This is a genomic window from Pseudomonas sp. FP2196, assembly GCF_030687715.1.
In the GTDB taxonomy this organism is placed as follows: domain Bacteria; phylum Pseudomonadota; class Gammaproteobacteria; order Pseudomonadales; family Pseudomonadaceae; genus Aquipseudomonas.
Genome location: NZ_CP117445.1, coordinates 4,845,276 through 4,869,902 on the forward strand (window position 1 = coordinate 4,845,276; position 24,627 = coordinate 4,869,902).

Below are 24,627 nucleotides of genomic sequence, written 5' to 3' on the forward strand. Positions count from 1 at the left end.
CGCAGGTTCTGTCCGTGTCCAATCTCAACCAGCCTGAAACGCCCAAACCGGCCATTCGCAGCGTGCTGGTCGCGCTGATGATGGCAATCTTCCTTGGCGCGCTGGACCAAACCATCGTCGCCGTGTCGATGCCGGCCATCTCTGCACAATTCAAGGACGTCAGCCTGCTGGCCTGGGTGATTTCCGGTTACATGGTGGCGATGACCGTCGCGGTGCCGATCTACGGCAAGCTCGGCGATCTGTACGGGCGGCGCAAACTGATGCTGTTCGGCATGGGCCTGTTCACACTGGCTTCGCTGTTTTGCGGCATGGCCCAGAGCATGGAACAACTGGTGCTGGCGCGAATTCTTCAGGGCATCGGCGCCGGCGGGATGATTTCGGTAAGCCAGGCGATCATCGGCGACATCGTGCCGCCGCGCGAACGTGGCCGCTATCAGGGTTATTTCAGCAGCATGTACGCGGTCGCGAGCGTCGCCGGCCCGGTGCTCGGTGGCTACATGACCGAGTACCTGTCGTGGCGCTGGGTGTTTCTGATCAACCTGCCGCTGGGCCTTGGCGCCTGGTGGGTGGCCAATCGCAACTTGCGCGGGCTGCCGATTCCACAACGCAAGCCGATCATCGATTACCTCGGCACAGTGCTGATGATCATCGGCCTGACGGCCTTGCTGCTCGGTATCACTCAGGTCGGTCAGGGCCATTCGTGGCGCAGCAGCGAAGTGCTTGGGCTGTTCGCTTGTGCGGTCGTGGTGTTGGCGATGTTTGTCTGGCATGAGCGGCGTGCACTTGAGCCGTTGCTGCCGATGCACCTGTTCGCCAATCGCAACGCCCTGCTGTGCTGGTGCACGATTTTCTTCACCAGTTTCCAAGCGATTTCGCTGATCGTGCTGATGCCGCTGCGCTTTCAAACGGTCACCGGCGCTGGGGCCGACAGCGCCGCGTTGCACTTGCTGCCATTGGCCATGGGCCTGCCGATCGGCGCCTTCTTTGCCGGGCGTCGCACCTCGGTGACCGGGCGCTACAAACCGCAGATTCTGACCGGCGCGATCCTGATGCCGATCTCGATTCTCGGCATGGCGTTCAGTCCGCCTGAGGCCACAGTCATGAGTGGTCTGTTCATGTTGTTCAGCGGGATTGCCGGCGGCATGCAGTTCCCGACGTCACTGGTCGGCACGCAGAACTCGGTGGAACAGCGCGACATCGGCGTGGCCACCAGCACCACCAACCTGTTCCGCTCGCTGGGCGGCGCGGTGGGTGTGGCGTTGATGTCGGCGCTGCTGCTGGCGTTTTTACAGGACTCAAGCTTCGCCCATCTGGCGAGCAGTTCGCTGATGAGCGAGGGGCATTCGGGCAACGTGCTGCTCGATGGTTTGAACGCCGCGCCGGGTGACGCGCAGAACGCCTTGCGTGCGGAGCTTTCGCTGACCTTCCGGCATTTGCTGTGGGTCAGCGCGGCGGTTTCGCTGCTGGGGCTGGCGGCGGCGATCGCGATGCCGAACAACTTGCTGCGTGGGCGCGAGCACGGCGCCAAATAGCAGAAACAACACAAAACCCTGCAGGAGTGAGCCTGCTCGCGATAGCGGTGTGTCAGACAACATTGATGTCGACTGTTGCAACGCTATCGCGAGCAGGCTCACTCCTACAATGGCGTTTCATTCAAGGGCTGTAGTAACCCACCGCCACCAGAAAGTGCCCGACCTTCTTCAGGTAGGCATGCTTGTCCTCGACCTTGCCGGTCACCGGGTTTTTCCAGCGGTATTGGTATTCGCCATAATCCTGCTTGGCGATCAGCGCCAGAATCGGCTCGCCCACCGGTTTGCCTTCCGGGTCCTTGATCTTGCTGAAGTCAGTGTTGATCAGGCGCAGATTGGTGCCGTGTGCGACGTAGCGCCGGGTGTCCAGATCGACCACGAACACATACAGGTCATCCTGCAAATAACCACCCTTGAGCGAATTGATTGCGGTCAGCGTGCCCTTCTCGTCTTTGCCCAGATCGGTCGCCGCCTTGTTCAGCAACGCCATCGCCTGCTCGGCTGACGCCCGTGGCAAGTAATAACCGACCGCCAGAATCCGCTGACCGACGCGCTGATAGAACACATGCTTGCGCTCGACCTTGCCGTCAGCCCAGTTCTGCCAGCGGTACTCGGCTTGCTGGATGCCGTTGCCCTCCGGCACTTTCAAGGCGTCCTTGAAGGTTTTTTGCAGATCCGGGCCGAGCACATCGCTCACGTCACGACCGATCAACGCTGACGATGGCCCGCCGCTGGCGAGCATCACGCCTTTGGTGTCGACCACGAACACGTAGCGATCCTTGTCGACAAACTCGCCCTGACGACTGAATGCGGCGAACGCCTTGTCGCCGTTGTCGTGGTAATAGGCCAAGGCCTTTTCCAGCAAGGCGATGGCAGCCTCGCTGTCATCCTTGGCGGTGGTTGCGGCGCTGGCCTGACCGAAACCCGCCAGTAACATCACGCCGAGCCAGGCCACTTTATGCAAAAACCCCATAGCGCATCCCTCGTTCTTGTTGGTGTTTCAAGAGCGTAGACGGCTTGGGGTCATGTATGGATATTCACAATGATGCAGGGGATTACACAATCCCCTCACCAGAGTTGATCAATCACTACGGTCGGGCGTTGATTTGCTGCTGCAAATTCTGGATCTGCGCCGACAGCGTATTGATGTTGCGGGTCATCTGCCCACGGAACGCGTCGAACTCGGCCGTGTTGCCGCCACCCTGAGGGGCTGCCGGGCGGTTGTCCTGTTCGCTTTTGAGGACGACGATTTCCTGTTCCAGACGATCAATCGCCGCGCTCGGATTGCCCTGTTTCTTCAGTGCAGCGATGTCGGCGCCAAGGCTCTTGAACTGGGCATCGAAGGCCTTGAGCTGGGCGTCGACCTTGCTGGTATCGGCCGGTGTGCTTTTCACGCTCGCCAGTTCGGCGCTCAGGGCTTTGACCTGCGCCTGCAACTGGGTATTGGCGTTCTGCTGTTCAGTGGTCTGCGCGGTCATCTGCGCCAGACGTTTGTCCAGATCGCTGGCCTGACCGGCCACGCCCTGCTGCTGTTTGCTCTGATCCAGCAGTTTGCCTTCCAGTTGCTTGATCTGCAGCTTCAAGGCTTCGCTGTCGCTGCTGACGTTACTCTGGCTGGCCACGACCTTGCCGGAAATATCCTGCAGGCGCCCGGCCGCTTCCTCACTGATACGCGCGAAACTTTCCTGGGTCGCCACCAGTTGCTGCTCCATCAGCGAAATCTGCTGAAAGCTCCACCAGGCCAGACCGATAAAGGCAAAAAACAAGGCGCCGACCAGCGCCCACAACGGCCCGGTGCTGGCCGCCTTGACCTTGACCACGGGCGGTGTGCGCGAGTGCACGGCGGTGCGGGCAGTGGTCGGAATGTCATCGTCGTCGAAGGTGTCGGCACGCAGGCTCGGTACATCATCGAAATCGTCGTGGGCATCATTACGCATGGACATTGAGGCAACCTTTGTGAAACGCGGTGATGGCAGATTGACGCGAAGTATAAACCCCACAGCCGCAGGGATTGACCCTCAACCGGCGATGCGGTTCATCGCCGCCCGGCCGAATCGTTTCAACGAATGTCCTGGGCTTTCCACCAGCCGCAGAACTCGTCGAGGGCCGTCCACAGGCTGACTTTCGGATCGTAATCCAGATAATGCCGGGCACGGCTGATGTCGAGGGTGAAATTTTTGTTCATTACCTGCATGCCCAAGCGCGACAGCGTTGGCTCCGGACGCCCCGGCCAGAGTTTGCACGCGCCTTCGTTGAGCGCCGCGACGCTGTAGGCCAGCCCGTAGGAACGGTACTTGGTGACCTGTGGGACTTCCATTTTGCGCATCACGTAATTGACCACATCCCACAGCGGTACCGGCGCGCCATTACTGATGTTGTACGCCTTGCCCAGCGCGGAGCCGGCGGCCAGCAAGCTGCTGAGCATGGCTTCGTTGAGGTTGTGCACGCTGGTGAAATCGACCTTGTTCAGACCATTGCCGATGATCGCCAGACGGCCCTTGCGCTGCATGTTCAACAGTCGCGGGAAAATGCTCATGTCGCCGGCACCGGTGACAAAACGCGGACGCAGGGCGATGGTTTCCAGGCCGAATTCCTGTGCGCCGAAGACCTTTTGCTCGGCCAGATACTTGGTCGCAGCGTAGTGATGCTTGAAGCGCTTGGGCACTTGTTCTTCGGTCAGGTCGAAGTGGTCACGGCCATCGAAATAGATCGACGGCGATGACAGATGCACCAGCCGCCGAACCCGCTGCTTCAGGCAAGCCTCGACGACATTTTCAGTAACCTGCACGTTGCCTTGATGAAAGTCCTGATAACGCCCCCACAGCCCGACAGCGCCCGCACAATGCACCACGGCTTCGACGTCGGCGCAGAGTTCACGCACCAGATCCGGGTCAGTCAGATCGCCGGGTACAAACTCGGCGCCACGACGCACCAGATGTTCGACGCTCTCGGCCCGGCGACCGTTGACCCGCACGTCCAGGCCCTGCTCCAGAGCGAAACGCGCAAAGCGCCCGCCAATGAAGCCGCTTGCGCCGGTGACCAGAATTTTCATGTAAAGCTCCGATGTCTTTCGTTTTGCCTGATTCGTGTGTCTTGACGCTGGCCGTCAGTTCAACGGCACCAACCATTGGGGTGAAGAACGCACCAACTGCTCGGTCAGCAAGCCCAGCAACTGACCGCCATTGCGCCAATGATGCCAGTACAACGGCACGTCGATCGGTTTATCTGGCAACAGCTCGCGCAACACCCCGCGTTGCAATTGCTCACGCACTTGCAGTTCCGGCACCAGGCCCCAGCCCAATCCGGCCTCAGTCAGGCGGATAAAACCCTCGGAGGACGGGCACAAATGGTGCTCGAAACCGCCATCGACGCCGAGGGATGCCAGGTAGCGATGCTGGAGAAAATCGTCCGGGCCAAACACCAGCGCCGGGGTGCGCGGCAGTTGTTCGGCGCGCACGCCACCGGGGAAATGCCGTTCGATAAACGCCGGGCTGGCGAGCGCGCGATAACGCATTGCCCCTAGCAACACGCTGCGCGCGCCAGCCACGGGTCGCTCGCTGGCGCAGACGCACGCAGCCACTTCACCGGCGCGCATGCGTTTGAGGCCGACGGTCTGGTCTTCCACCACCAGATCCAGCAACAAATGCTGGTCGGCGCAGAAATCCCCCACCGCCTCGGCCCACCAAGTCGCCAGGCTGTCGGCATTGATTGCGATACGCAAACGTTCTGGCAAGCCCTCTTCGTCCAACGCCGGCACGAGCGTCTGCAAGTCGCGCTCAAGCAGACGCACCTGCTGCACATGGTTGAGCAGGCGCCGGCCGATTTCGGTTGGCGCCGGCGGCGTGCCACGCACCAGCACCGGCTGGCCAACCCGCGCCTCCAGCAATTTGATCCGCTGCGATATCGCCGATTGCGACAAGCCCAGCACCTGCGCGGCGCGTTCGAATCCAGCCTGCTCAACCACAGCGGCCAGCGCAGACAGTAATTTATAGTCGAACATCAGTTTTCCTAATGAGCGATCAGCAGTATTGGTTTTTCTTATACAGCTACTGACGGGAGAATAGCCAGCAAGCACTCTTTATCAAGGACTACGTTCATGGCTGGCGAAACCTCACTCACGACCCTGCTGCGCAGCATGAGCCCGCAGCTCAACGCAGGCGAATACGTGTTTTGCACTCTGCCCGGCGGCCAGTTGCCAAGGGGCCTGGAGATTGTCGGCAGCTTTCGCGAGCAGGAAGGCCTGACGGTGATCGTGCAGCGCTCCCACGCCGAACAGGCCGGGCTCAGTTTCGACTACGTGGCCGCGTGGATCACATTGAACGTGCATTCGGCGCTGGAAGCCGTTGGCCTCACCGCTGCGTTCGCCACCGCGCTGGGCAAGGCCGGGATCAGCTGCAACGTGATCGCCGGTTACTACCACGATCATTTGTTCGTCGGCCAGGCCGATGCCGAACGCGCCATGCAAGTGCTGCGTGATCTCGCGGCCAACGCGGAGTAAATCTTATGTGGCAAAGCTATGTGAACGGCTTATTGGTGGCGTTGGGGCTGATCATGGCCATCGGTACGCAGAACGCCTTTGTATTGGCGCAGAGTCTGCGCCGTGAGCATCACTTGCCGGTCGCCGCGCTGTGCGTTGCATGCGATGCACTGCTGGTGGCCGCGGGTGTTTTCGGCCTCGCAACCGTGCTGGCGCAGAACCCGACGTTGCTGGCGGTGGCGCGCTGGGGTGGCGCTGTTTTTCTGATCTGGTACGGCAGCCAGGCGCTGCGCCGGGCGTTTTCGAAACAGAGCCTGAATCAGGGCGAGAATCAGACGGTTCGCTCGCTGCGGGCGGTGATGCTCAGCGCGTTGGCGGTGACGCTGCTCAACCCGCACGTTTATCTCGATACCGTGCTGTTGATCGGTTCGCTGGGCGCGCAGCAATCGGTGCCGGGGGCGTATGTCGTTGGCGCGGCGAGTGCTTCGCTGCTGTGGTTTTTCACGTTGGCGCTGGGCGCTGCATGGCTCGCACCATGGTTGGCCCGGCCAAGTACCTGGCGGATTCTCGATCTGTTGGTGGCGGTGATGATGTTTACGGTGGCCGGACAGCTGATATTGGCGTCCTGACTTATTCCAAACAGCTCTGGAACCTCTATCCCACACAGTTGTTGCGTGGTTAAGCCGCAACCCCGGTGCTATGATCCGAACCCTGCGCCGCAAAGAGTAAAAACTCGCCGGTGCATTTCTGGCCGCCCGTGATCGGCCTTGCGCTCACCGCAACAGACCTGATTAGGAGAATCATCATGGCTTTCGAATTGCCGCCGCTGCCTTACGCACACGATGCCCTGCAGCCGCACATTTCCAAGGAAACCCTGGAATTTCACCACGACAAGCACCACAACACCTATGTCGTGAACCTGAACAACCTGGTGCCAGGCACCGAGTTCGAAGGCAAAACCCTGGAAGAAATCGTCAAGACTTCCTCGGGCGGCATCTTCAACAACGCCGCTCAGGTCTGGAACCACACTTTCTACTGGAACTGCCTGGCACCAAACGCCGGCGGTCAACCAACCGGCGCGCTGGCTGAAGCCATCAACGCTGCGTTCGGTTCGTTCGACAAGTTCAAGGAAGAGTTCAGCAAAACCTCGATCGGCACCTTCGGTTCCGGCTGGGGCTGGCTGGTGAAAAAGGCTGACGGTTCCCTGGCTCTGGCCAGCACCATCGGCGCCGGCAACCCGCTGACCAGCGGCGACACTCCGCTGCTGACCTGCGATGTCTGGGAACACGCTTACTACATCGACTACCGCAACGTTCGTCCGAAGTACGTCGAAGCGTTCTGGAACCTGGTCAACTGGAAGTTCGTTGCTGAGCAGTTCGAAGGCAAAACCTTCACCGCTTAAGCTGCGCGCCAGACAAAAAACCCGGCTGTTGCCGGGTTTTTTATGCCTGTGATTTATGTCCACAGGGAGAGCATTTCTCTCACAAGCAAAGCTGGCTTTGAACGCTTGTCGCCGAGCCACAGCGGACTAACATCAACCAGAGGAAAATTTCTTGCGCACCGCTCAAGTTGAGGGCCGAAACTACCGACATAGTACAAATAGGACAAATACTCCAGACAGCAGCATTTGCGCCAAGACCACAGGCGAATGACTTGGGGCCTGATTGTCCCTTTGACTGCAAACACGGGATTGCCAATACTCATGGCAAACTGACGCTACCCGCACGGAACAAGGAATAACCCTTTGAAGCTGGAACTCAAGAACAGCTTGTCGGTGAAGTTGCTCCGGGTCGTGCTCCTGTCAGCATTGATCGTCGGCGTGGTCTTGAGCTGCGCGCAGATCGTTTTCGACGCTTATAAAACCCGTCAGGCCGTGGCGGGCGACGCCGAGCGCATCCTCGACATGTTCCGTGATCCCTCCACTCAGGCCGTCTATAGCCTGGATCGGGAGATGGGCATGCAGGTGATCGAAGGCCTGTTTCAGGACGATGCAGTACGCCAAGCCTCCATCGGCCACCCCAACGAAGCGATGCTGGCGCAGAAGTCCCGTGAGTTGCAGCATTCCAACAGCCGCTGGCTGACCGACCTGATTCTTGGACAAGAACGCACCTTCACCACCCAGCTGGTGGGACGTGGACCTTACAGCGAGTACTACGGCGACTTGAGCATCACCCTCGACACCGCCACTTATGGCGAGGGTTTTATCGTCAGCTCGGTGATCATCTTCATTTCCGGCGTGCTGCGGGCCTTGGCCATGGGCCTGGTGCTGTATCTGGTTTATCACTGGCTGTTGACCAAACCGCTGTCGCGGATCATCGAGCATTTGACCGAAATCAATCCGGATCGCCCCAGCGAACACAAGATTCCGCAGCTCAAGGGCCACGAAAAGAACGAACTCGGCCTTTGGATCAACACCGCCAACCAATTGCTCGAATCCATCGAACGCAATACCCATCTGCGCCACGAAGCGGAAAACAGCCTGCTGCGCATGGCCCAGTACGACTTCCTCACCGGCCTGCCAAACCGTCAGCAATTGCAGCAGCAACTGGACAAAATTCTGGTCGACGCCGGCAAGCTGCAGCGTCGGGTCGCAGTGTTGTGTGTAGGGCTGGATGATTTCAAAGGCATCAACGAGCAGTTCAGCTACCAGACCGGCGACCAATTATTGCTGGCCCTGGCTGATCGCCTGCGCGCCCACAGCGGCCGACTAGGCGCCCTCGCCCGTTTGGGCGGCGACCAGTTCGCCCTGGTGCAGGCCGATATCGAACAGCCTTACGAAGCTGCCGAACTGGCGCAAAGCATTCTCGATGACCTGGAAGCGGCGTTTGCCCTCGATCATCAGGAGATCCGCCTGCGCGCGACCATCGGCATCACCCTGTTCCCCGAAGATGGCGACAGCACCGAGAAGCTGTTGCAGAAAGCCGAACAGACCATGACGCTGGCCAAGACTCGCTCGCGCAACCGTTATCAGTTCTACATCGCCAGCGTCGACAGCGAGATGCGCCGCCGTCGCGAACTGGAAAAAGACCTGCGCGATGCCTTGGTGCGCAATCAGTTCTACCTCGTCTATCAACCGCAGATCAGCTACCGCGATCACCGCGTGGTCGGGGTCGAGGCGCTGATTCGCTGGCAGCATCCGGAACACGGTCTGGTGCCGCCGGACTTGTTCATTCCGCTGGCCGAGCAGAACGGCACGATCATCGCCATCGGCGAGTGGGTGCTCGATCAGGCCTGCAAGCAGTTGCGCGAATGGCACGATCAGGGCTTCGCCGATCTGCGCATGGCGGTCAACCTGTCCACCGTGCAACTGCACCACGCCGAGTTGCCGCGGGTGGTCAACAACCTGTTGCAGATGTACCGCCTGCCACCGCGCAGCCTGGAACTGGAAGTCACCGAAACCGGCCTGATGGAAGACATCAGCACCGCCGCCCAGCACCTGCTGAGCCTGCGTCGCTCCGGCGCGTTGATCGCCATCGACGACTTTGGCACCGGGTATTCGTCACTGAGCTATCTGAAAAGTCTGCCGCTGGACAAGATCAAGATCGACAAGAGCTTCGTCCAGGATCTGCTGGATGACGACGATGACGCGACCATCGTTCGCGCGATCATTCAACTGGGCAAGAGTCTCGGCATGCAGGTCATTGCCGAGGGCGTGGAAACCGCTGAACAGGAAAGCTACATCATCTCCGAAGGCTGCCACGAAGGTCAGGGTTACCACTACAGCAAGCCGCTGCCGGCGCGGGAGCTCAGTGCCTACCTCAAGCAGGCACAGCGCAGTAACGCGGCAATCCTCTAGAAGATCAAAAGATCGCAGCCTCGTTTCACTCGACAGCTCCTACATTTGAAATGCGTTCTCCTGTGGGAGCGGCCGCAGGCTGCGTTCTTTTGATCTTGAGGCGCGAATAAGAAATATTTCCAAGCACTACCCTTTACACATAATGCGAAAGATTTGCATTATGTCGCAGTTTTGCGCCCCCAGCGCGAGTCCACTCAACTACCGAAGCAGGATGTTCGCCATGATTCGTATGCCTCTGGCTACCGCCAGTCTGCTGGCCATCGCTATTTCCCTCGCCGGTTGCGGCGAAGGCAAAGACAAGGCTGCCGCCCCGGCCACGCCGACTCCAGCCGCCACCGCCGCCGCTCCAGCCGCCGCGCCTGCCGCTGCCGGTAAAGTCGACGAAGCCGCTGCCAAGGCAGTGGTCGCGCACTACGCCGACATGGTCTTCGCCGTTTACAGCGATGCCGAATCCACCGCGAAAACCCTGCAAACCGCCATCGACGCTTTCCTCGCCAAGCCGAACGCCGACACCCTGAAAGCCGCCAAGGCTGCCTGGGTCGCCGCTCGCGTGCCTTACCTGCAGAGCGAAGTGTTCCGCTTCGGCAACACCATCATCGACGACTGGGAAGGTCAGGTTAACGCCTGGCCACTGGACGAGGGTCTGATCGACTACGTCGACAAATCCTACGAGCACGCACTGGGTAACCCGGGCGCCACTGCCAATATCATCGCCAACACCGAAGTACAGGTCGGCGAAGACAAGGTCGATGTCAAAGACATCACCCCGGAAAAACTCGCCAGCTTGAACGAGCTGGGCGGTTCCGAAGCCAACGTCGCTACCGGCTATCACGCCATCGAATTCCTGCTCTGGGGCCAGGACCTGAACGGCACCGGCCCTGGCGCTGGCAACCGTCCGGCTTCGGACTACCTGGAAGGCGCCGGCGCCACTGGCGGTCACAATGATCGTCGTCGTGCCTACCTGAAGTCCGTGACCCAACTGCTGGTCAGCGACCTGGAAGAAATGGTCGGCAACTGGAAGCCGAACGTGGCTGACAACTACCGCGCCACCCTGGAAGCCGAGCCGGGCGAAACCGGTCTGCGCAAAATGCTCTTCGGCATGGGCAGTCTGTCCCTGGGCGAACTGGCGGGCGAGCGCATGAAGGTTTCCCTGGAAGCCAACTCCCCGGAAGACGAACAGGATTGCTTCAGCGACAACACCCACTACTCGCACTTCTACGATGCCAAAGGCATTCGTAACGTTTATCTGGGCGAGTACACCCGTGTTGATGGCACCAAAATGACCGGCGCCAGCCTGTCGTCGCTGGTGGCCAAGGCCGACCCGGCTGCCGACACCGCGCTGAAAGCCGATCTGGCCGCTACCGAAGCCAAGATCCAGGTCATGGTTGATCACGCCAAGAAAGGTGAGCACTACGACCAACTGATCGCGGCCGGCAACACCGCTGGCAACCAGGTCGTTCGCGACGCTATCGCATCGCTGGTCAAGCAGACCGGTTCGATCGAAGCCGCAGCCGGCAAGCTGGGCATCAGCGACCTGAACCCGGACAACGCTGATCACGAGTTCTGATCACAGCGTCCGCGTTAAAAAAGGCGACCTTCGGGTCGCCTTTTTCATGCCTGCAAAAGCGCCCCCACATGTAGGAGCTGCCGCAGGCTGCGATCTTTTGATCTTGTTGTTTTAAAGCAAAATCAACAGATCGCAGCCTGCGGCAGCTCCTACAGGGTTTTGCATTGGCCCAGGGATCTGCCCCACATCAAGCAAACGATAATTCCTCTTATTCAAACTCCCTCGCCCTGTTAGACTTTGCGCCTTTGTTTTCGCACCTCTAGCAGGATGTCTGATGCCCTCGCTGCCTCTTCGCTTGTCCGCACTGTTTCTGGCCCTGGGCCTGAGTGCTTGCGATGACGCCCCGCGTTTTACCCAGGCCGAGCCCGGTGAAGCACGTTCGGGGGGCGCGGCGACCGTGCGCAAGACCGATCAGAACGCGTTTTCCCTGCCTTCGGCCAACCTGCCGCCGTCGCGCCGGGTGGATTTCAGCGTTGGCAACAGTTTCTTCCGCAGCCCTTGGGTGATCGCCCCGTCGACCACCACCGCGCGCGACGGCCTCGGCCCGCTGTTCAACACCAACGCCTGCCAGAACTGCCACATCAAGGACGGTCGCGGTCATCCGCCAGAAACCGGCGCGACCAACGCGGTATCGATGCTGGTACGCCTGTCGATTCCCGATTCGCCGGAGTTTGCCAAGCTGATCGAGCAGGTCGGTGTGGTGCCGGAGCCGGTCTACGGTGGCCAGTTCCAGGACATGGCGGTGCCCGGCGTCACTCCGGAAGGCAAAGTGCGAGTCGACTACACGCCAGTACCCGTGCGCTTCAAGGACGGCACCGAAGTCGAACTGCGCAAACCGGTCTTGCAGATCAGCCAGCTCGGCTACGGGCCGATGCACCCGGATACGCGTTTCTCCGCGCGGGTCGCGCCGCCGATGATCGGCCTCGGCCTGCTCGAAGCGATCCCCGAAGACGCAATCCTCGCCAATGCCGCCGCGCAGGCCAAAGAGAAAAACGGCATCAACGGTCGGCCAAACCGGGTTTGGGACGACGCGTTGCAGAAAACCGTGATCGGCCGATTTGGCTGGAAAGCCGGGCAGCCGAACCTCAATCAACAGAATGTTCACGCGTTTTCAGGTGATATGGGCCTCACGACCAGCCTGAGACCCTTCGATGACTGCACCGACGCGCAAACCGCTTGCAAGCAGGCACCGAATGGCAATGGCCCGGACGGCGAGCCGGAAGTCAGCGACAACATTCTGCGTCTGGTGCTGTTCTACAGTCGCAACCTCGCCGTCCCCGCCCGACGTGGCGTCAATGACGAACAAGTGCTGGCCGGCAAGAATCTGTTTTTCCAGGCCGGCTGCCAGTCGTGCCACACGCCGAAATACACCACTGCCGCCAACGCGGCCGAACCTGAACTGGCCAATCAAGTGATTCGCCCGTACAGCGATCTGCTGCTGCATGACATGGGCGACGGTCTGGCCGACAACCGCACGGAATTCCAGGCCTCCGGCCGCGACTGGCGCACGCCGCCGTTGTGGGGGATCGGCCTGACGCAAGCGGTCAGTGGCCACACCCAGTTTTTGCATGACGGTCGCGCGCGCAATCTGCTCGAAGCGGTGCTCTGGCACGGCGGCGAAGCGAAAGCGGCCCAGCAACAGGTTTTATCTTTCAATGCCGGGCAGCGTGCCGCGCTGCTGGCGTTTCTGAATTCACTTTAAACACGTAAAAGAATCGGGAGCCCGACATGTTCCGTCCCAAGTTGTTGTTCACCAGCCTTGCCGCGCTCGCCCTCGGCGCTTGCTCGCCGCAGGATCCGCAAGCCGTCACTTCGGCCGCTATCGCCAAATCGGTGATTCTGCCGACCTACACCCGTTGGGTTGAAGCCGACAAGCAACTGGCCGTCAGCGCCCTCGCCTACTGCCAGGGCAAAGAAACCCTGGAAACCGCCCGCGCCGACTTCCTGCATGCGCAGAAAGCCTGGGCCGAGTTGCAACCGCTGCTGATCGGTCCACTGGCCGAGGGCAACCGTTCGTGGCAGGTGCAGTTCTGGCCGGACAAGAAAAACCTCGTCGGCCGTCAGGTCGAGCAACTGGTCGTTGCCCAGCCGCAAATCGATGCTGCCGCACTGGCCAAATCGAGCGTGGTGGTTCAGGGCCTGTCGGCTTACGAGTACATCCTGTTCGATGCCAAGCCTGACGTCGCCAACGATGCACAGAAAGCCAAGTACTGCCCACTGCTGATCGCCATCGGCGAACGCCAGAAGCAACTGGCCGAAGAGATTCTGCAAAGCTGGAACAACACCGACGGCATGCTCGCGCAGATGAGCAAGTTCCCCAACCAGCGTTACGCCGACTCCCACGAAGCGATCGCCGATCTGCTGCGTGTGCAGGTCACTGCACTCGACACCCTGAAGAAAAAACTCGGCACGCCAATGGGCCGCCAGAGCAAAGGCGTGCCACAGCCGTTCCAGGCCGATGCATGGCGCAGCCAATCGTCCCTGACCGCACTGGAAGCGAGCCTTGCCGCCGCCAAAACCGTTTGGGAAGGCGTCGACAACAAAGGCCTGCGCGGCCTGCTGCCGGCTGAGCAAAAACCGCTGGCGGACAAGATCGACGCTGCTTATGCCGCGTCGCTGAAACTGTTCGATAGCACCCAGCGTTCGCTCGGCGAAATGCTCGAAGACGACGCGGGTCGCCAGCAACTGAACGACATCTACGACAGCCTGAACGTCGTCCATCGCCTGCACGAAGGCGAACTGGCCAAGGCGCTGGGCATCCAACTGGGCTTCAACGCCAACGACGGTGACTGATGAGGGCAAGTGCCATGCTGCGACGCCAGGCTCTGACTTTAGGTAGTTTGCTGCTGGGAGCAGTGACACTGGGCGGCTGGACGCTGTTCAAGCGCAAGGATCAGAGCCCGTTGTTGCTCTCGGCGCGCGACGATACCGACGGCAAACACTACGCCGTCGGTTACCGACTGGATGGCACGCGGGTGTTCGCCACGCAAGTCGGCCAGCGTTGCCACGACATCATCAACCACCCGACGCTGTCGATTGCGCTGTTCGTCGCCCGCCGCCCGGGCACCGAAAGCTATCTGATCGACCTGCGCGACGGCACGTTGCTGCAAACCGTGACGTCGCAGCCGAACCGGCATTTCTACGGCCACGCCGTGGTGCACAAGGACGGCGAATACCTGTATGCCACCGAAAACGACACCACTGATCCCGGTCGTGGCCTGCTCGGGGTGTACAAGTTCGAAGGCGAGCGGCTGGTGCACAGCGGTGAAATTTCCACCCACGGTCTCGGTCCGCATCAGGTGTCATGGATGCCCGATGGCGAGACGCTGGTGGTGGCCAACGGCGGGATTCGTACCGAGGCGGAAAGTCGCGTCGACATGAACCTCAACGCCATGGAGCCAAGCCTGGTATTGATGCAGCGCGACGGCACCCTGCTGAGCAAGGAAACCCTCGCCCAACAGATGAACAGCGTGCGCCACCTGGGGATTGCCAGCGACGGCACCATCGTCGCCGGTCAGCAATTCATGGGCGCGTCCCACGAGCGTTCGGAGCTGCTGGCGATCAAACGTCCAGGCCAGCCGTTCACGGCGTTCCCGGTGCCGGAGCATCAGTTGCAATCGATGGGTCACTACACCGCCAGTGTCGCAGTGCACAGCGATTTGCGTCTGGTGGCGTTGACCGCACCGCGCGGCAATCGCTTCTTTATCTGGGATCTGGACAGCGGCGAAGTACGCCTCGACGCACCGTTGCCTGATTGCGCCGGCGTCGGTGCGGTGCAGGACGGTTTTGTCGTGACCTCGGGCCAGGGGCGCTGCCGTTACTACGATTGCCGTCAGGATGAACTGCTGGCCAAACCGCTGGAATTGCCGGCGGGGCTCTGGGACAACCATCTTCATCTGATGGCGTGAACCAGTAATATCCCTGCGTTCACAGAACTTTGTGGTGAGGGGATTTATCCCCGATGGGTGGCGAAGCCGCCCCAAACCAGCAACCGCGGTTTATCAACTGAACGGCGTGCGACGGGTTTACGCCTGCTGCGCAGCCGGTCGGGGATAAATCCCCTCACCACGGTTTTTGTGTTCAGCCGTCCTATGCTCTCTAACCTGTAAAAACTGCCAGTTGGAATCCCCCCTGAACTCGGAGTAATGTTCCCGCCTGTCTCACCTGATTTATCCAAGGAACTGGAAATATGCTGCGTCGCCGCATGCTGATCATGTTGGGTGTTGTTTTGCTGATCGTCCTGGTGCTGGGCGGGTACAAAGCCTTTTCGATTTACACCATGGTTCAAGGCTTCTCCAAGCCGAAACCGCCGATCAGTGTCGCCGTGGCCAATGCCAGCGAGCAGCCGTGGCAGATGCGCCTGCCCACCGTCGGCACGCTCAAGGCGCTGCAAGGTGTCGACCTGAGCCTGGAATCCTCCGGCACCGTCACCGAGCTCAAATTCGAATCAGGGCAGAAGGTCAAGGCCGGGCAACCGCTGCTGCAACTCGACAGCGCCGTTGAAGCCGCTCTGCTGGAGACCGCCAAAGCCGACCTGGGCCTGGCGCAACTGGACTTCGGTCGTGGCAGCCAACTGATCGACAGTCGTGCCATTTCCAAAGGTGAATACGACCGACTCTCGGCGGTGCTGCAAAAGGAGCGGGCCACGGTCAATCAGCTCAACGCTGCGCTGGCGAAAAAACGTATTCTCGCACCGTTCAGCGGCACCATCGGCATCCGTCAGGTCGACATCGGCGACTACCTCGCCAGCGGCACCAAAATTGCCACTCTGCAGGATCTGAGCAGCCTCTACGCCGACTTCTATGTGCCCGAGCAATCGGTGCCGAAACTGGCCCTCGGCCAACCGGTGAATATCTCGGCCGCCGCTTACCCCGGGCAAGTTTTTTCAGGGAAGATCAGCGCGATCAACCCGCTCGTCGAAAGCACCACGCGTAACGTGCTGGTGCGCGCCACCCTGGCCAACCCGGACGGCAAACTGTTGCCGGGTATGTTCGCCAGTCTCGAAGTGCTGCTGCCCGATCCGCAGAAACATATCGTGGTGCCGGAGAGCGCGATCACCTACACCCTCTACGGCAATTCGATCTACGTGGTCGGGCAGAAAAAAGCCGAGGACGGCAGCCTCGAAAAAGACGAAAAGGGCCAACCGGTGCTGATCGCCGAGCGTCGTTTCATCGAAACCGGCGAGCGCCGCGATGGACTGGTGATGATCAACAAGGGCGTGCAGAGCGGCGAACAAGTGGTGACGGCCGGCCAGATCAAACTGGACAACGGCGCTCACATTGCCATCAGCGACGACAAGACCCTCGGCGAGCAGAACAGTCCGCGCCGCGCCGACTGATCAAGGAATCCTCATGGCTTTTACTGATCCGTTCATCCGCCGCCCGGTGCTCGCCACCGTGGTCAGCCTGCTGATTGTGCTGCTGGGCTTCCAGGCCTGGAGCAAGCTGCCGCTGCGCCAATACCCGCAAATGGAAAACGCGCTGATCACGGTAACCACCGCGTATCCCGGCGCCAACGCCGAAACCATTCAGGGCTATATCACCCAGCCGATGCAACAGAGCCTGGCCAGCGCCGAGGGCATCGACTACATGACGTCTGTGAGTCGGCAGAACTTCTCGACGATTTCGATCTACGCGCGCATCGGCTCCAACACCGACCGCTTGTTCACCGAGCTGCTCGCCAAGGCCAACGAGGTGAAGAACAAGCTGCCGCAGGACGCTGAAGATCCGGTGCTGAGCAAAGAGTCTGCCGACGCCTCGGCGCTGATGTACATCAGCTTCTTCAGCAAGGATCTGAGCAACCCGCAGATTACCGATTACCTGTCACGGGTTATCCAGCCGAAACTGGCGACCCTGCCGGGCATGGCCGAAGCGGAGATCCTCGGCAATCAGGTGTTTGCCATGCGCCTGTGGCTCGACCCGGTGAAGCTCGCCGGTTTCGGCCTCAGCGCCAGCGACGTGACCAATGCGGTGCGCCAATACAACTTCCTTTCCGCTGCGGGCGAAGTGAAAGGCGAGTACGTGGTCACCAGCATCAACGCCAACACTGAATTGAAATCCGCTGAAGCGTTCGCGGCGATTCCGCTCAAGGTCAGTGGCGACAGCCGTGTGCTGCTCAGTGATGTGGCGCGGGTCGAGATGGGCGCGGAAAACTACGACTCGGTCAGCTCGTTCGGTGGCACGCCGTCGGTGTACATCGGCATCAAGTCGTCGCCGGGGGCCAACCCGCTGGATGTCATCAAGGAAGTGCGCAAGATCATGCCGGAGCTGGAAGCCCAGCTTCCGCCCAACCTCAAGAGCGAGATTGCCTACGACGCCACCCTGTTCATTCAGGCCTCCATCGACGAAGTGGTGAAAACCCTGTTCGAAGCGGTATTGATCGTGATCGTGGTGGTGTTCCTGTTCCTCGGCGCGCTGCGTTCAGTGGTGATCCCGGTGGTGACCATTCCACTGTCGATGATCGGCGTGATGTTCTTCATGCAAATGATGGGCTACTCGATCAACCTGCTGACCCTGCTGGCGATGGTGCTCGCCATCGGTCTGGTGGTCGACGATGCGATCGTCGTGGTGGAAAACATTCACCGACACATCGAGGAAGGCAAGACGCCTTACGACGCAGCGCTTGAGGGCGCCAGGGAAATCGCCATGCCGGTGGTGTCGATGACCATTACTCTGGCGGCCGTTTACGCACCGATCGGCTTCCTCACCGGGCTGACCGGGGCGCTGTTCAAGGAGTTCGCCCTGACCCTGGCCGGGGCCGTGGTGATTTCCGGGGTGGTCGCCCTGACCCTGTCGCCGATGATGTGTGCGTTCTTGCTGCGCCACGAAGAAAATCCCAGTGGCCTGGCGCATCGCCTCGATCGCATCTTCGACGGCCTCAAGCGCCGCTACCAGAGCATGCTCCACGGCACGCTGAACACCCGGCCGGTGGTGCTGGTGTTCGCGATGATCGTGCTGTGCCTGATCCCGGTGTTCCTCAAGTTCACCAAATCGGAACTGGCGCCGGACGAAGACCAGGGCATCATTTTCATGATGGCCAGCGCCCCGCAGCCGACCAACCTGGATTACCTGAACACCTACACCGACGAGTTCATCAAGATCTTCAAGGAATTCCCGGAGTACTACTCCTCGTTCCAGATCAATGGCTACAACGGCGTGCAGGCCGGGATCGGCGGTTTCCTGCTCAAGCCGTGGAACGAGCGCAGTCGCACCCAGATGGAAATCCTCCCCGAGGTGCAAGGCAGACTGGAAGGCATCCCCGGTTTGCAGGTCTTCGGCTTCAACCTGCCCTCCCTGCCCGGCACCGGTGAAGGCTTGCCGTTCGAATTCGTGATCAACACCGCCAACGACTACGAACTTCTGCTGCAAGTGGCCGAGCGGATCAAGAAACGCGCCATGGAGTCGGGCAAATTCGCGTTCGTCGACCTCGATCTGGCCTTCGACAAGCCGGAGGTGGTGGTCGATATCGACCGCGCCAAGGCTGCGCAGATGGGCGTGTCGATGCAGGACCTGGGCGGCACCCTGGCGACGCTGCTTGGCGAGGCGGAAATCAACCGTTTCACCATTGAAGGTCGCAGCTACAAGGTCATCGCTCAGGTCGAACGGCCGTACCGCGACAACCCGGACTGGCTGAACAATTACTACGTGAAAAACACCCAGGGCGAGCTGCTGCCCCTGTCGACCCTGATCAAAGTCAGTGATCGCGCGCGACCGCGTCAGCTCAACCAGTTCCAGCAGCTCAATGCGGCGAAAATCTCCGGATTCCCTTTGGTGAGCATGGGCGAAGCGATTGAAACCGTGTTGCAGATCGCCCGGGAAGAGGCACCCGCCGGGTTTGCCTTCGACTACGGCGGCGCGTCGCGCCAGTTCGTGCAGGAAGGCAGTGCGTTGTGGGTGACGTTCGGGTTGGCCCTGGCGATCATTTTCCTGGTGTTGGCGGCGCAGTTCGAAAGCTTCCGCGATCCACTGGTGATTCTGGTGACGGTACCGCTGTCGATCTGCGGCGCGCTGATTCCGCTGTTCCTTGGCTGGTCGAGCATGAATATCTATACCCAGGTCGGGCTGGTGACACTGATCGGGCTGATCAGCAAACACGGGATCCTGATCGTCGAATTCGCCAACCAGTTACGCAAGGACAAGGGCCTGACTGCGCGCGAAGCGGTGGAAGAAGCGGCGGCGATTCGCCTGCGACCGGTGTTGATGACCACGGCGGCGATGGTCTTCGGCATGGTGCCGCTGATTCTGGCGACGGGGGCGGGGGCAGTCAGCCGGTTTGATATTGGTACGGTGATTGCGACGGGGATGTCGATCGGGACATTGTTTACGCTGTTTGTGTTGCCGTGCATCTACACCCTGCTGGCCAAACCCGATCCCAAACCCTGACGGACCATGCCCCTGTAGGGGGGATTTGTATCCATAAAAAAAGGCCTCGCAGATGCGAGGCCTTTTATGTGGGCTTCAATCGGTTCAACTCTGTGGCCTCATCCCTTGAGAAAGGCCGAACATGAACAGCAGCAAATCATGATCGGGTTTGGTCGCCACGGAGGCTTTCGCCACCCGTGGTACCGCGCAGTGAGCATCGTCTACCGACGCGCCAACCACCTGCATGCGGGGCTGCTCCCAGGCAGCCACCGCCAGTGAAGCAACTGCCAAGGCTCCAACCAAAAACAAACCTCGTGCAATTTCGAGTTTCATCGCTATAAACCTTTGATAGCGCTGCCAAACGCCGTCTCGTAAAAGTAGACGAGTTTCTTCCAGTCCGCGTCGCGGAACGACGAGTGGCGGCGCAATTGCTTCATGTCATGGGAGGCGGCGCGATAGGCGGTCAGGCGCTGGCGACATTTTTCCAGATCGATCAGTGCGACTTCGACCTTGGCCGAATCGCCTTCACCGGTCACTCGCACAAATACGTGTTTGATGTAGATGCAGCTGTGCTGCCAGCGGCCCTTGTGCATGCGCGCCAGGTTTTCGGCGAGATCCTTGAGCACGCGCTCATAGATCGCATCGCCACAATGATCACGACCGCCAGCCGCCGCCAGCCAATGTTCCAGTTCCTGAAAACCGTCCAGGGACTTGGTCACCAACAGCGCGCGCCACTTGTGCTGCGGATCAGGCTGAGCACCGCAGAAGACGATTTGCGGCACGCGCACACCGAGTTTGCTGACGCCGGTCAGGGCATCGAGTTCGCGCAAAACCGTCGGACGTCCGAACGGATGCAACCAACTGCGATAGATGTGTCCAGTCTGGCGCTTGGCATACAACAGTTGGCCGTCCTGCCCCGTCACGCGTTGCACACCACTTTCACCGCCACGACGAACGTTGGGCTCTTCGACCCACTCGCCGCGCTGACTCCAGTAGTAGTCGAAGCTATCCTGGGAAGCGACTTCCGTTTCTGCTGCAAATTGCACTGCCATCCTGTTACCTCTTGCGTAATACGTAAACCCGCCACATCGCATAGAGCGGAATAAAGTCCAGTTGTTCCTGAATGCGGAAACCCGCTTCTTCAAATTCTTTTTCGACTGTTGCCGCCGGTAACAAAAAGCGATTCTGATAATCGCGGTTGGGACGATCCTTCTCCGCACGTTTGCGTTTCCAGGCTTTGAAATTGCCGTCGACCCACAATGAAACGATGACGCTGTCACGGGTTACGCGTTCGAATTCGCGAAGAATCGCCCGGCGGTGTTCGGCCTCACCGATGTGATGGAGCAACCGCATGCAGAAAATGCTGTCGACGGCGTTATCCGGCAAGGCAATGTCGAACGCAGAGGTGTGCAAAGGTTGTACCCGTTTCACCACTTCTGCCGGTTGTCCTTCCATCGCCGTCTTGATCATCGATTCGGAATTGTCCGCACCGATGATCACCCGGTTGGGTTTTTCCGCCAGTAACGGCCAGAAGCGTCCGGCGCCGCACGGCAAATCCAGCACCAGGCCCGGTTCGCCGGCCAGCGCCAGCGCCTTGCGGGCCAGCTGTTCGTCACGCAAATGAGACAGGCGACGCCCCAGGCTTGCCTTATGCTTGCGCAAATATTTCTGCGCATGTTGATCGTCGTACTTTTCGGAAAAATCGAGTTTGATGGGGCCGGTCATCACCTGCACTCCTGAATGACTGATGACACCACCTTAAGGAGCGGCATGTCAGCGTCAGGTCATCCAGTTGTGAAAATTTTGTCAGGTAAACCGGCAAATTATTACAGCGTTATACAGGATTTGGACAGGTTGGCGGGAGTAGCATGGAGCCACTATTTGCGTCAGATTTTGCCGAGATCAACTTCGAAGCGGCAGCCATTGGGCTCCATCGTACTCAAACTGACAATCCAGCCCTGGTTTTCGCAGATACGCTGCACCAGCGACAAGCCAAGCCCCAGGCCTTCGCCGCGCTTTTCACTGCCACGGACAAACGGCTCGAACATCGCCTCGCGTTTCTCCTCGGGAATGCCTACGCCAGAGTCCTCGACCACAAACCCGTTGGCGCGGAGCGTCAGACGAATGAAACCCTGCTCGGTGTAATGGCAAGCGTTGCGCAACAGGTTACCCATCACCGCCGTCAGCAACGTCGCGTTGTAGCAGGTCGCGGTGGGGTTGCCGGCTTCGAACTGCAAATTCAAACCTTTGCTTTCGATCGGTTCACGCCAGACACACAGCAGGCTGTCAGCCACTTGGGCAAGATTCTGTTGCGGCGCCGCTCCCGCGTCTTCGCGCTGGGCACGGGCGAGCATCAGGAAGGTTTGCACCAGTTCACGCATCTCCTCACTGGCCCGGGCAATACGCTCGACCTGTGAGCGACCGCGTTGATCGATCGCCGGGTTTTCCAGCAGCAACTCGCAAGAGCTGGCCAACACCATCAGCGGTGTGCGCAATTCGTGACTGACATCGCTGGTGAACAGCCGTTCGCGGGTCAAAGCCTGACGCAAACGCCCCAGCGTGGCGTCGAACGCCACGGCCAGTTCTCCGACTTCGTCAGCGGCGTAGTCCGGCGCCAGCGGTGGCGCCAAACCCAGCAATTGATCGCGATGGCGAACCTGACGTGCCAGCCGCACCACCGGCGCCATGACTTTGCGCGCGAGCACCCAGCCGAGGAATACCGCCAACGCCAGACTGAGCACAAAGCCCACCAGCACCACGGCAAACAACACGCGCTCGCGTTCTTCGAAATCGCTTTGGTCCTGCAGCAGCACATAACGCCGACCATCGACGATTTCGACCATCGCGTGATACGACAGCTGCTCGCGGAACACCTCGTGGAACCCCGCATCGAGATGCCGCAGATCCTTGGGCAAGTCGAAATCGCCCGGGCCGCCGCTGAAATAGAACAACTGGTCCGGCTCTGGGCGATGGCTCCAGTCCGAGACATTGTCCATCAGCAACAGACGCTGCAAATCGCCGCCCAGCCCCGCTGAAATCAGTTTTTCCTCTACCAGATGCACCGTCGCGACGATACCCATGGCGAATGCACCGGCCACCAGTGCGCTCATCAGCGCGAAAGCAATGATGATCCGCTGGGAAAGGCTTTGCTTAAACTCCATCACGGCCCTCGGCCAAGCGGTAACCCACGCCGTGCACGGTATGCAGCAGTGGCTTGGCGAACGGTTTGTCGATCACCTGACGCAGTTGGTGGACGTGGCTGCGCAGGCTGTCGCTGTCCGGACAGTCATCGCCCCACAACGCTTCTTCAAGAATTTCCCGGCGCAGCACGTGCGGACTCTTCTGCATCAACACCGCGAGCAGCTTAAGGCCGACGGGGTTGAGTTTCAGGAACTTGCCTTCACGAGTCACTTCCAGGGTGTCGAGGTCGTAGCTCAGATCAGCGACTTGCAACGTACGGCGTCCGCCGCCCTGGGTACGACGCATTACCGCTTCCACCCGCGCAGCCAGTTCGGACAAAGCGAATGGCTTGATCAGGTAATCGTCCGCCCCGGACTTGAAGCCCTGCAAGCGGTCGTCCAGTTGATCGCGGGCTGTGAGCATGATCACCGGGGTGTCGCGGCGGGCATCCTCGCGCAGGCGTTTGCACAGGGTGTAGCCGTCAATCCCGGGCAGCATGATGTCGAGCACGATCAGGTCGTAATGCTCGGTGGCCGCCAGATGCAGGCCCGACAGTCCGTCCTGGGCGCAATCGACGGTATAGCCTTTGAGCCCAAGGTAATCGGCCAGATTGGCCAGGATATCGCGGTTGTCTTCGACCAATAGAATTCGCATGGGCACCTCTTCCGTACACGGTAACGGCCGTCGTGGCCCGCGCAGCTTACGGCCAAGTGTGGCTCAGGGCTAGGCGTGTGTCGGGTTGTTTATCGATAAAGAGACAGATTGCGCCAGCCAACGTTTTTTTCACTTTCGGTTAACAAATCAGCAACGCCATCACGCGCAGACTCCGCGCAATTGCGCTCATCGAACCCACTTACCGACCAAGGAATTGCCATGGTGTCGACCTTTGCCCGACCTGTTTCAAGGCCGCTGAATTTCTGGCTGTGCCTTGGCGTTCCCGCCTTCGCGGCGTTGATTCTGGTGCTGCTGGAACTGACCGATCTGGACATGGATCTGGCCCGGCTGTTTTACGACCCGGTCGCGGGCGACTTCATCGGCCGCCACAGTTTCTTCCTTGAAGACATCCTGCATGACCGCGCCAAGCAAGTGGTGATCGCTTTTTCAGTGTTCGCCATTCTCGGCTTCATAGGTTCGTTTTTCATCGATCGGCTGAAACCGTTCAAACGCGAGTTAGGGTGCCTGGTGCTCTCGCTCGGTCTGGCCACTTCATTCGTGACACCGGTCAAAGCGGTGACAGCCGTGCAATGCCCATGGAGCCTGGAACAATTCGGCGGCCATGAAACCTATAGCAAACTGCTCGACCACCGCCCACCTACCGACAAGCCCGGCCGCTGCTGGCCCGGTGGCCATGCGGCGACGGGGTTCACTTTGTTTGCGCTGTTCTTTGTGCTGCGTGATCGCCGTCCGCGTCTGGCCAGACAGGCGTTCATCTTTGCCTTTGCGCTGGGTTCGGTTTTCTCGATCAGCCGAATGATGCAGGGCGCGCACTTCTTTTCGCACAACGTGTGGACTGCGATTTTCTGCTGGCTGATTTGTCTGGGGTCGTATTACTGGGTGCTGTATCGACCGGCGGTAAAGGCTGAAGCGGCAGTGAAGGCACAACCGGTCAGCGCCTGAAACACAGATCCAAATGTGGGAGCGACCCTGCTCGCGAATGCGGTGTGTTATTCAGCATTCATGTTGACTGATTCGACGCCTTCGCGAGCAGGCTCGCTCCC

At 60.0% G+C, this 24,627-nt stretch carries 21 protein-coding genes; 12 read left to right on the plus strand and 9 right to left on the minus strand.

Going from position 1 to position 24,627, the window contains the following annotated elements; genetic code table 11:
* The first annotated feature begins 14 nt into the window (after positions 1-14).
* Entirely contained in the window at positions 15-1,532 is a 1,518-nt protein-coding gene (locus PSH79_RS21665; protein WP_305439510.1) for an MDR family MFS transporter, read from the plus strand.
* 121 nt (positions 1,533-1,653) lie between these two features.
* On the opposite strand, the gene PSH79_RS21670 is transcribed toward PSH79_RS21665, so the two are convergent.
* The 4 genes from PSH79_RS21670 to PSH79_RS21685 all read right to left on the minus strand — a co-directional run bounded on the left by PSH79_RS21670 (position 1,654) and on the right by PSH79_RS21685 (position 5,529).
* Positions 1,654-2,502 carry a cache domain-containing protein gene (locus PSH79_RS21670; RefSeq protein WP_305439511.1) on the minus strand — a complete coding sequence of 283 codons (849 nt, stop codon included), beginning with the start codon at positions 2,500-2,502 and terminating at the stop codon, positions 1,654-1,656.
* A 115-nt stretch (positions 2,503-2,617) separates the two neighbouring features.
* Complete coding sequence (locus PSH79_RS21675) at positions 2,618-3,472, minus strand: ATPase (protein ID WP_305439512.1); 855 nt, start codon at positions 3,470-3,472, stop codon at positions 2,618-2,620.
* A gap of 116 nt (positions 3,473-3,588) precedes the next feature.
* Positions 3,589-4,581, minus strand: coding sequence for an NAD(P)-dependent oxidoreductase (locus tag PSH79_RS21680; RefSeq protein ID WP_305439513.1), 993 nt, complete (start codon positions 4,579-4,581; stop codon positions 3,589-3,591).
* A gap of 54 nt (positions 4,582-4,635) precedes the next feature.
* Entirely contained in the window at positions 4,636-5,529 is an 894-nt protein-coding gene (locus PSH79_RS21685) for a LysR family transcriptional regulator ArgP (RefSeq protein WP_305439515.1), read from the minus strand.
* A 96-nt stretch (positions 5,530-5,625) separates the two neighbouring features.
* Here PSH79_RS21685 and PSH79_RS21690 point away from each other — a divergent pair, with 96 nt between their 5' ends.
* The 10 genes from PSH79_RS21690 to PSH79_RS21735 all read left to right on the plus strand — a co-directional run bounded on the left by PSH79_RS21690 (position 5,626) and on the right by PSH79_RS21735 (position 19,750).
* Positions 5,626-6,027: an ACT domain-containing protein gene (locus PSH79_RS21690; RefSeq protein WP_305439517.1), complete on the plus strand. Its 402-nt coding sequence runs from the start codon at positions 5,626-5,628 to the stop codon at positions 6,025-6,027.
* A 5-nt stretch (positions 6,028-6,032) separates the two neighbouring features.
* Positions 6,033-6,635 (plus strand): LysE/ArgO family amino acid transporter, encoded by a 603-nt coding sequence (locus PSH79_RS21695; protein WP_305439518.1) that lies wholly within the window; start codon positions 6,033-6,035, stop codon positions 6,633-6,635.
* Between the two features lie 176 nt (positions 6,636-6,811).
* Positions 6,812-7,408, plus strand: a complete 597-nt coding sequence (locus tag PSH79_RS21700; RefSeq protein ID WP_042560704.1) for a superoxide dismutase — start codon at positions 6,812-6,814, stop codon at positions 7,406-7,408.
* Between the two features lie 342 nt (positions 7,409-7,750).
* Positions 7,751-9,802 carry a bifunctional diguanylate cyclase/phosphodiesterase gene (locus PSH79_RS21705; protein WP_305439520.1) on the plus strand — a complete coding sequence of 684 codons (2,052 nt, stop codon included), beginning with the start codon at positions 7,751-7,753 and terminating at the stop codon, positions 9,800-9,802.
* A 220-nt stretch (positions 9,803-10,022) separates the two neighbouring features.
* Positions 10,023-11,369, plus strand: coding sequence for an imelysin family protein (locus PSH79_RS21710; RefSeq protein WP_305439521.1), 1,347 nt, complete (start codon positions 10,023-10,025; stop codon positions 11,367-11,369).
* A gap of 274 nt (positions 11,370-11,643) precedes the next feature.
* On the plus strand, positions 11,644-13,071 hold the full coding sequence (locus PSH79_RS21715) for a di-heme oxidoredictase family protein (protein ID WP_305439522.1): 1,428 nt from the start codon (positions 11,644-11,646) through the stop codon (positions 13,069-13,071).
* A 26-nt stretch (positions 13,072-13,097) separates the two neighbouring features.
* Complete coding sequence (locus PSH79_RS21720) at positions 13,098-14,162, plus strand: imelysin family protein (protein ID WP_123529992.1); 1,065 nt, start codon at positions 13,098-13,100, stop codon at positions 14,160-14,162.
* 14 nt (positions 14,163-14,176) lie between these two features.
* Positions 14,177-15,277: a DUF1513 domain-containing protein gene (locus PSH79_RS21725; protein ID WP_305439523.1), complete on the plus strand. Its 1,101-nt coding sequence runs from the start codon at positions 14,177-14,179 to the stop codon at positions 15,275-15,277.
* Positions 15,278-15,558: 281 nt separating this feature from the next.
* Positions 15,559-16,707 (plus strand): efflux RND transporter periplasmic adaptor subunit, encoded by a 1,149-nt coding sequence (locus tag PSH79_RS21730; protein WP_305439524.1) that lies wholly within the window; start codon positions 15,559-15,561, stop codon positions 16,705-16,707.
* Positions 16,708-16,720: 13 nt separating this feature from the next.
* A complete protein-coding gene (locus PSH79_RS21735; RefSeq protein ID WP_305439525.1) occupies positions 16,721-19,750 on the plus strand; it encodes a multidrug efflux RND transporter permease subunit in 3,030 nt (1,009 codons plus the stop codon).
* Positions 19,751-19,834: 84 nt separating this feature from the next.
* Here the strand turns inward: PSH79_RS21735 and PSH79_RS21740 are convergent, their stop codons facing one another.
* From PSH79_RS21740 to colR, 5 genes are all read right to left on the minus strand, one after another.
* Positions 19,835-20,062: a hypothetical protein gene (locus PSH79_RS21740; RefSeq protein WP_034153490.1), complete on the minus strand. Its 228-nt coding sequence runs from the start codon at positions 20,060-20,062 to the stop codon at positions 19,835-19,837.
* A 2-nt stretch (positions 20,063-20,064) separates the two neighbouring features.
* A complete protein-coding gene (locus tag PSH79_RS21745) occupies positions 20,065-20,781 on the minus strand; it encodes a lipopolysaccharide kinase InaA family protein (protein ID WP_305439528.1) in 717 nt (238 codons plus the stop codon).
* A gap of 4 nt (positions 20,782-20,785) precedes the next feature.
* Positions 20,786-21,454, minus strand: a complete 669-nt coding sequence (locus PSH79_RS21750; RefSeq protein WP_187678153.1) for a class I SAM-dependent methyltransferase — start codon at positions 21,452-21,454, stop codon at positions 20,786-20,788.
* A 161-nt stretch (positions 21,455-21,615) separates the two neighbouring features.
* Positions 21,616-22,890, minus strand: coding sequence for a HAMP domain-containing sensor histidine kinase (locus PSH79_RS21755; RefSeq protein WP_305439529.1), 1,275 nt, complete (start codon positions 22,888-22,890; stop codon positions 21,616-21,618).
* Positions 22,880-23,563 carry a two-component system response regulator ColR gene (gene colR, locus PSH79_RS21760; protein ID WP_305439530.1) on the minus strand — a complete coding sequence of 228 codons (684 nt, stop codon included), beginning with the start codon at positions 23,561-23,563 and terminating at the stop codon, positions 22,880-22,882. The genes PSH79_RS21755 and colR overlap by 11 nt, the downstream gene beginning before the upstream one ends.
* 219 nt (positions 23,564-23,782) lie before the next feature.
* Here colR and PSH79_RS21765 point away from each other — a divergent pair, with 219 nt between their 5' ends.
* On the plus strand, positions 23,783-24,526 hold the full coding sequence (locus PSH79_RS21765) for a phosphatase PAP2 family protein (protein ID WP_305439532.1): 744 nt from the start codon (positions 23,783-23,785) through the stop codon (positions 24,524-24,526).
* Positions 24,527-24,627: the final 101 nt, after the last annotated feature.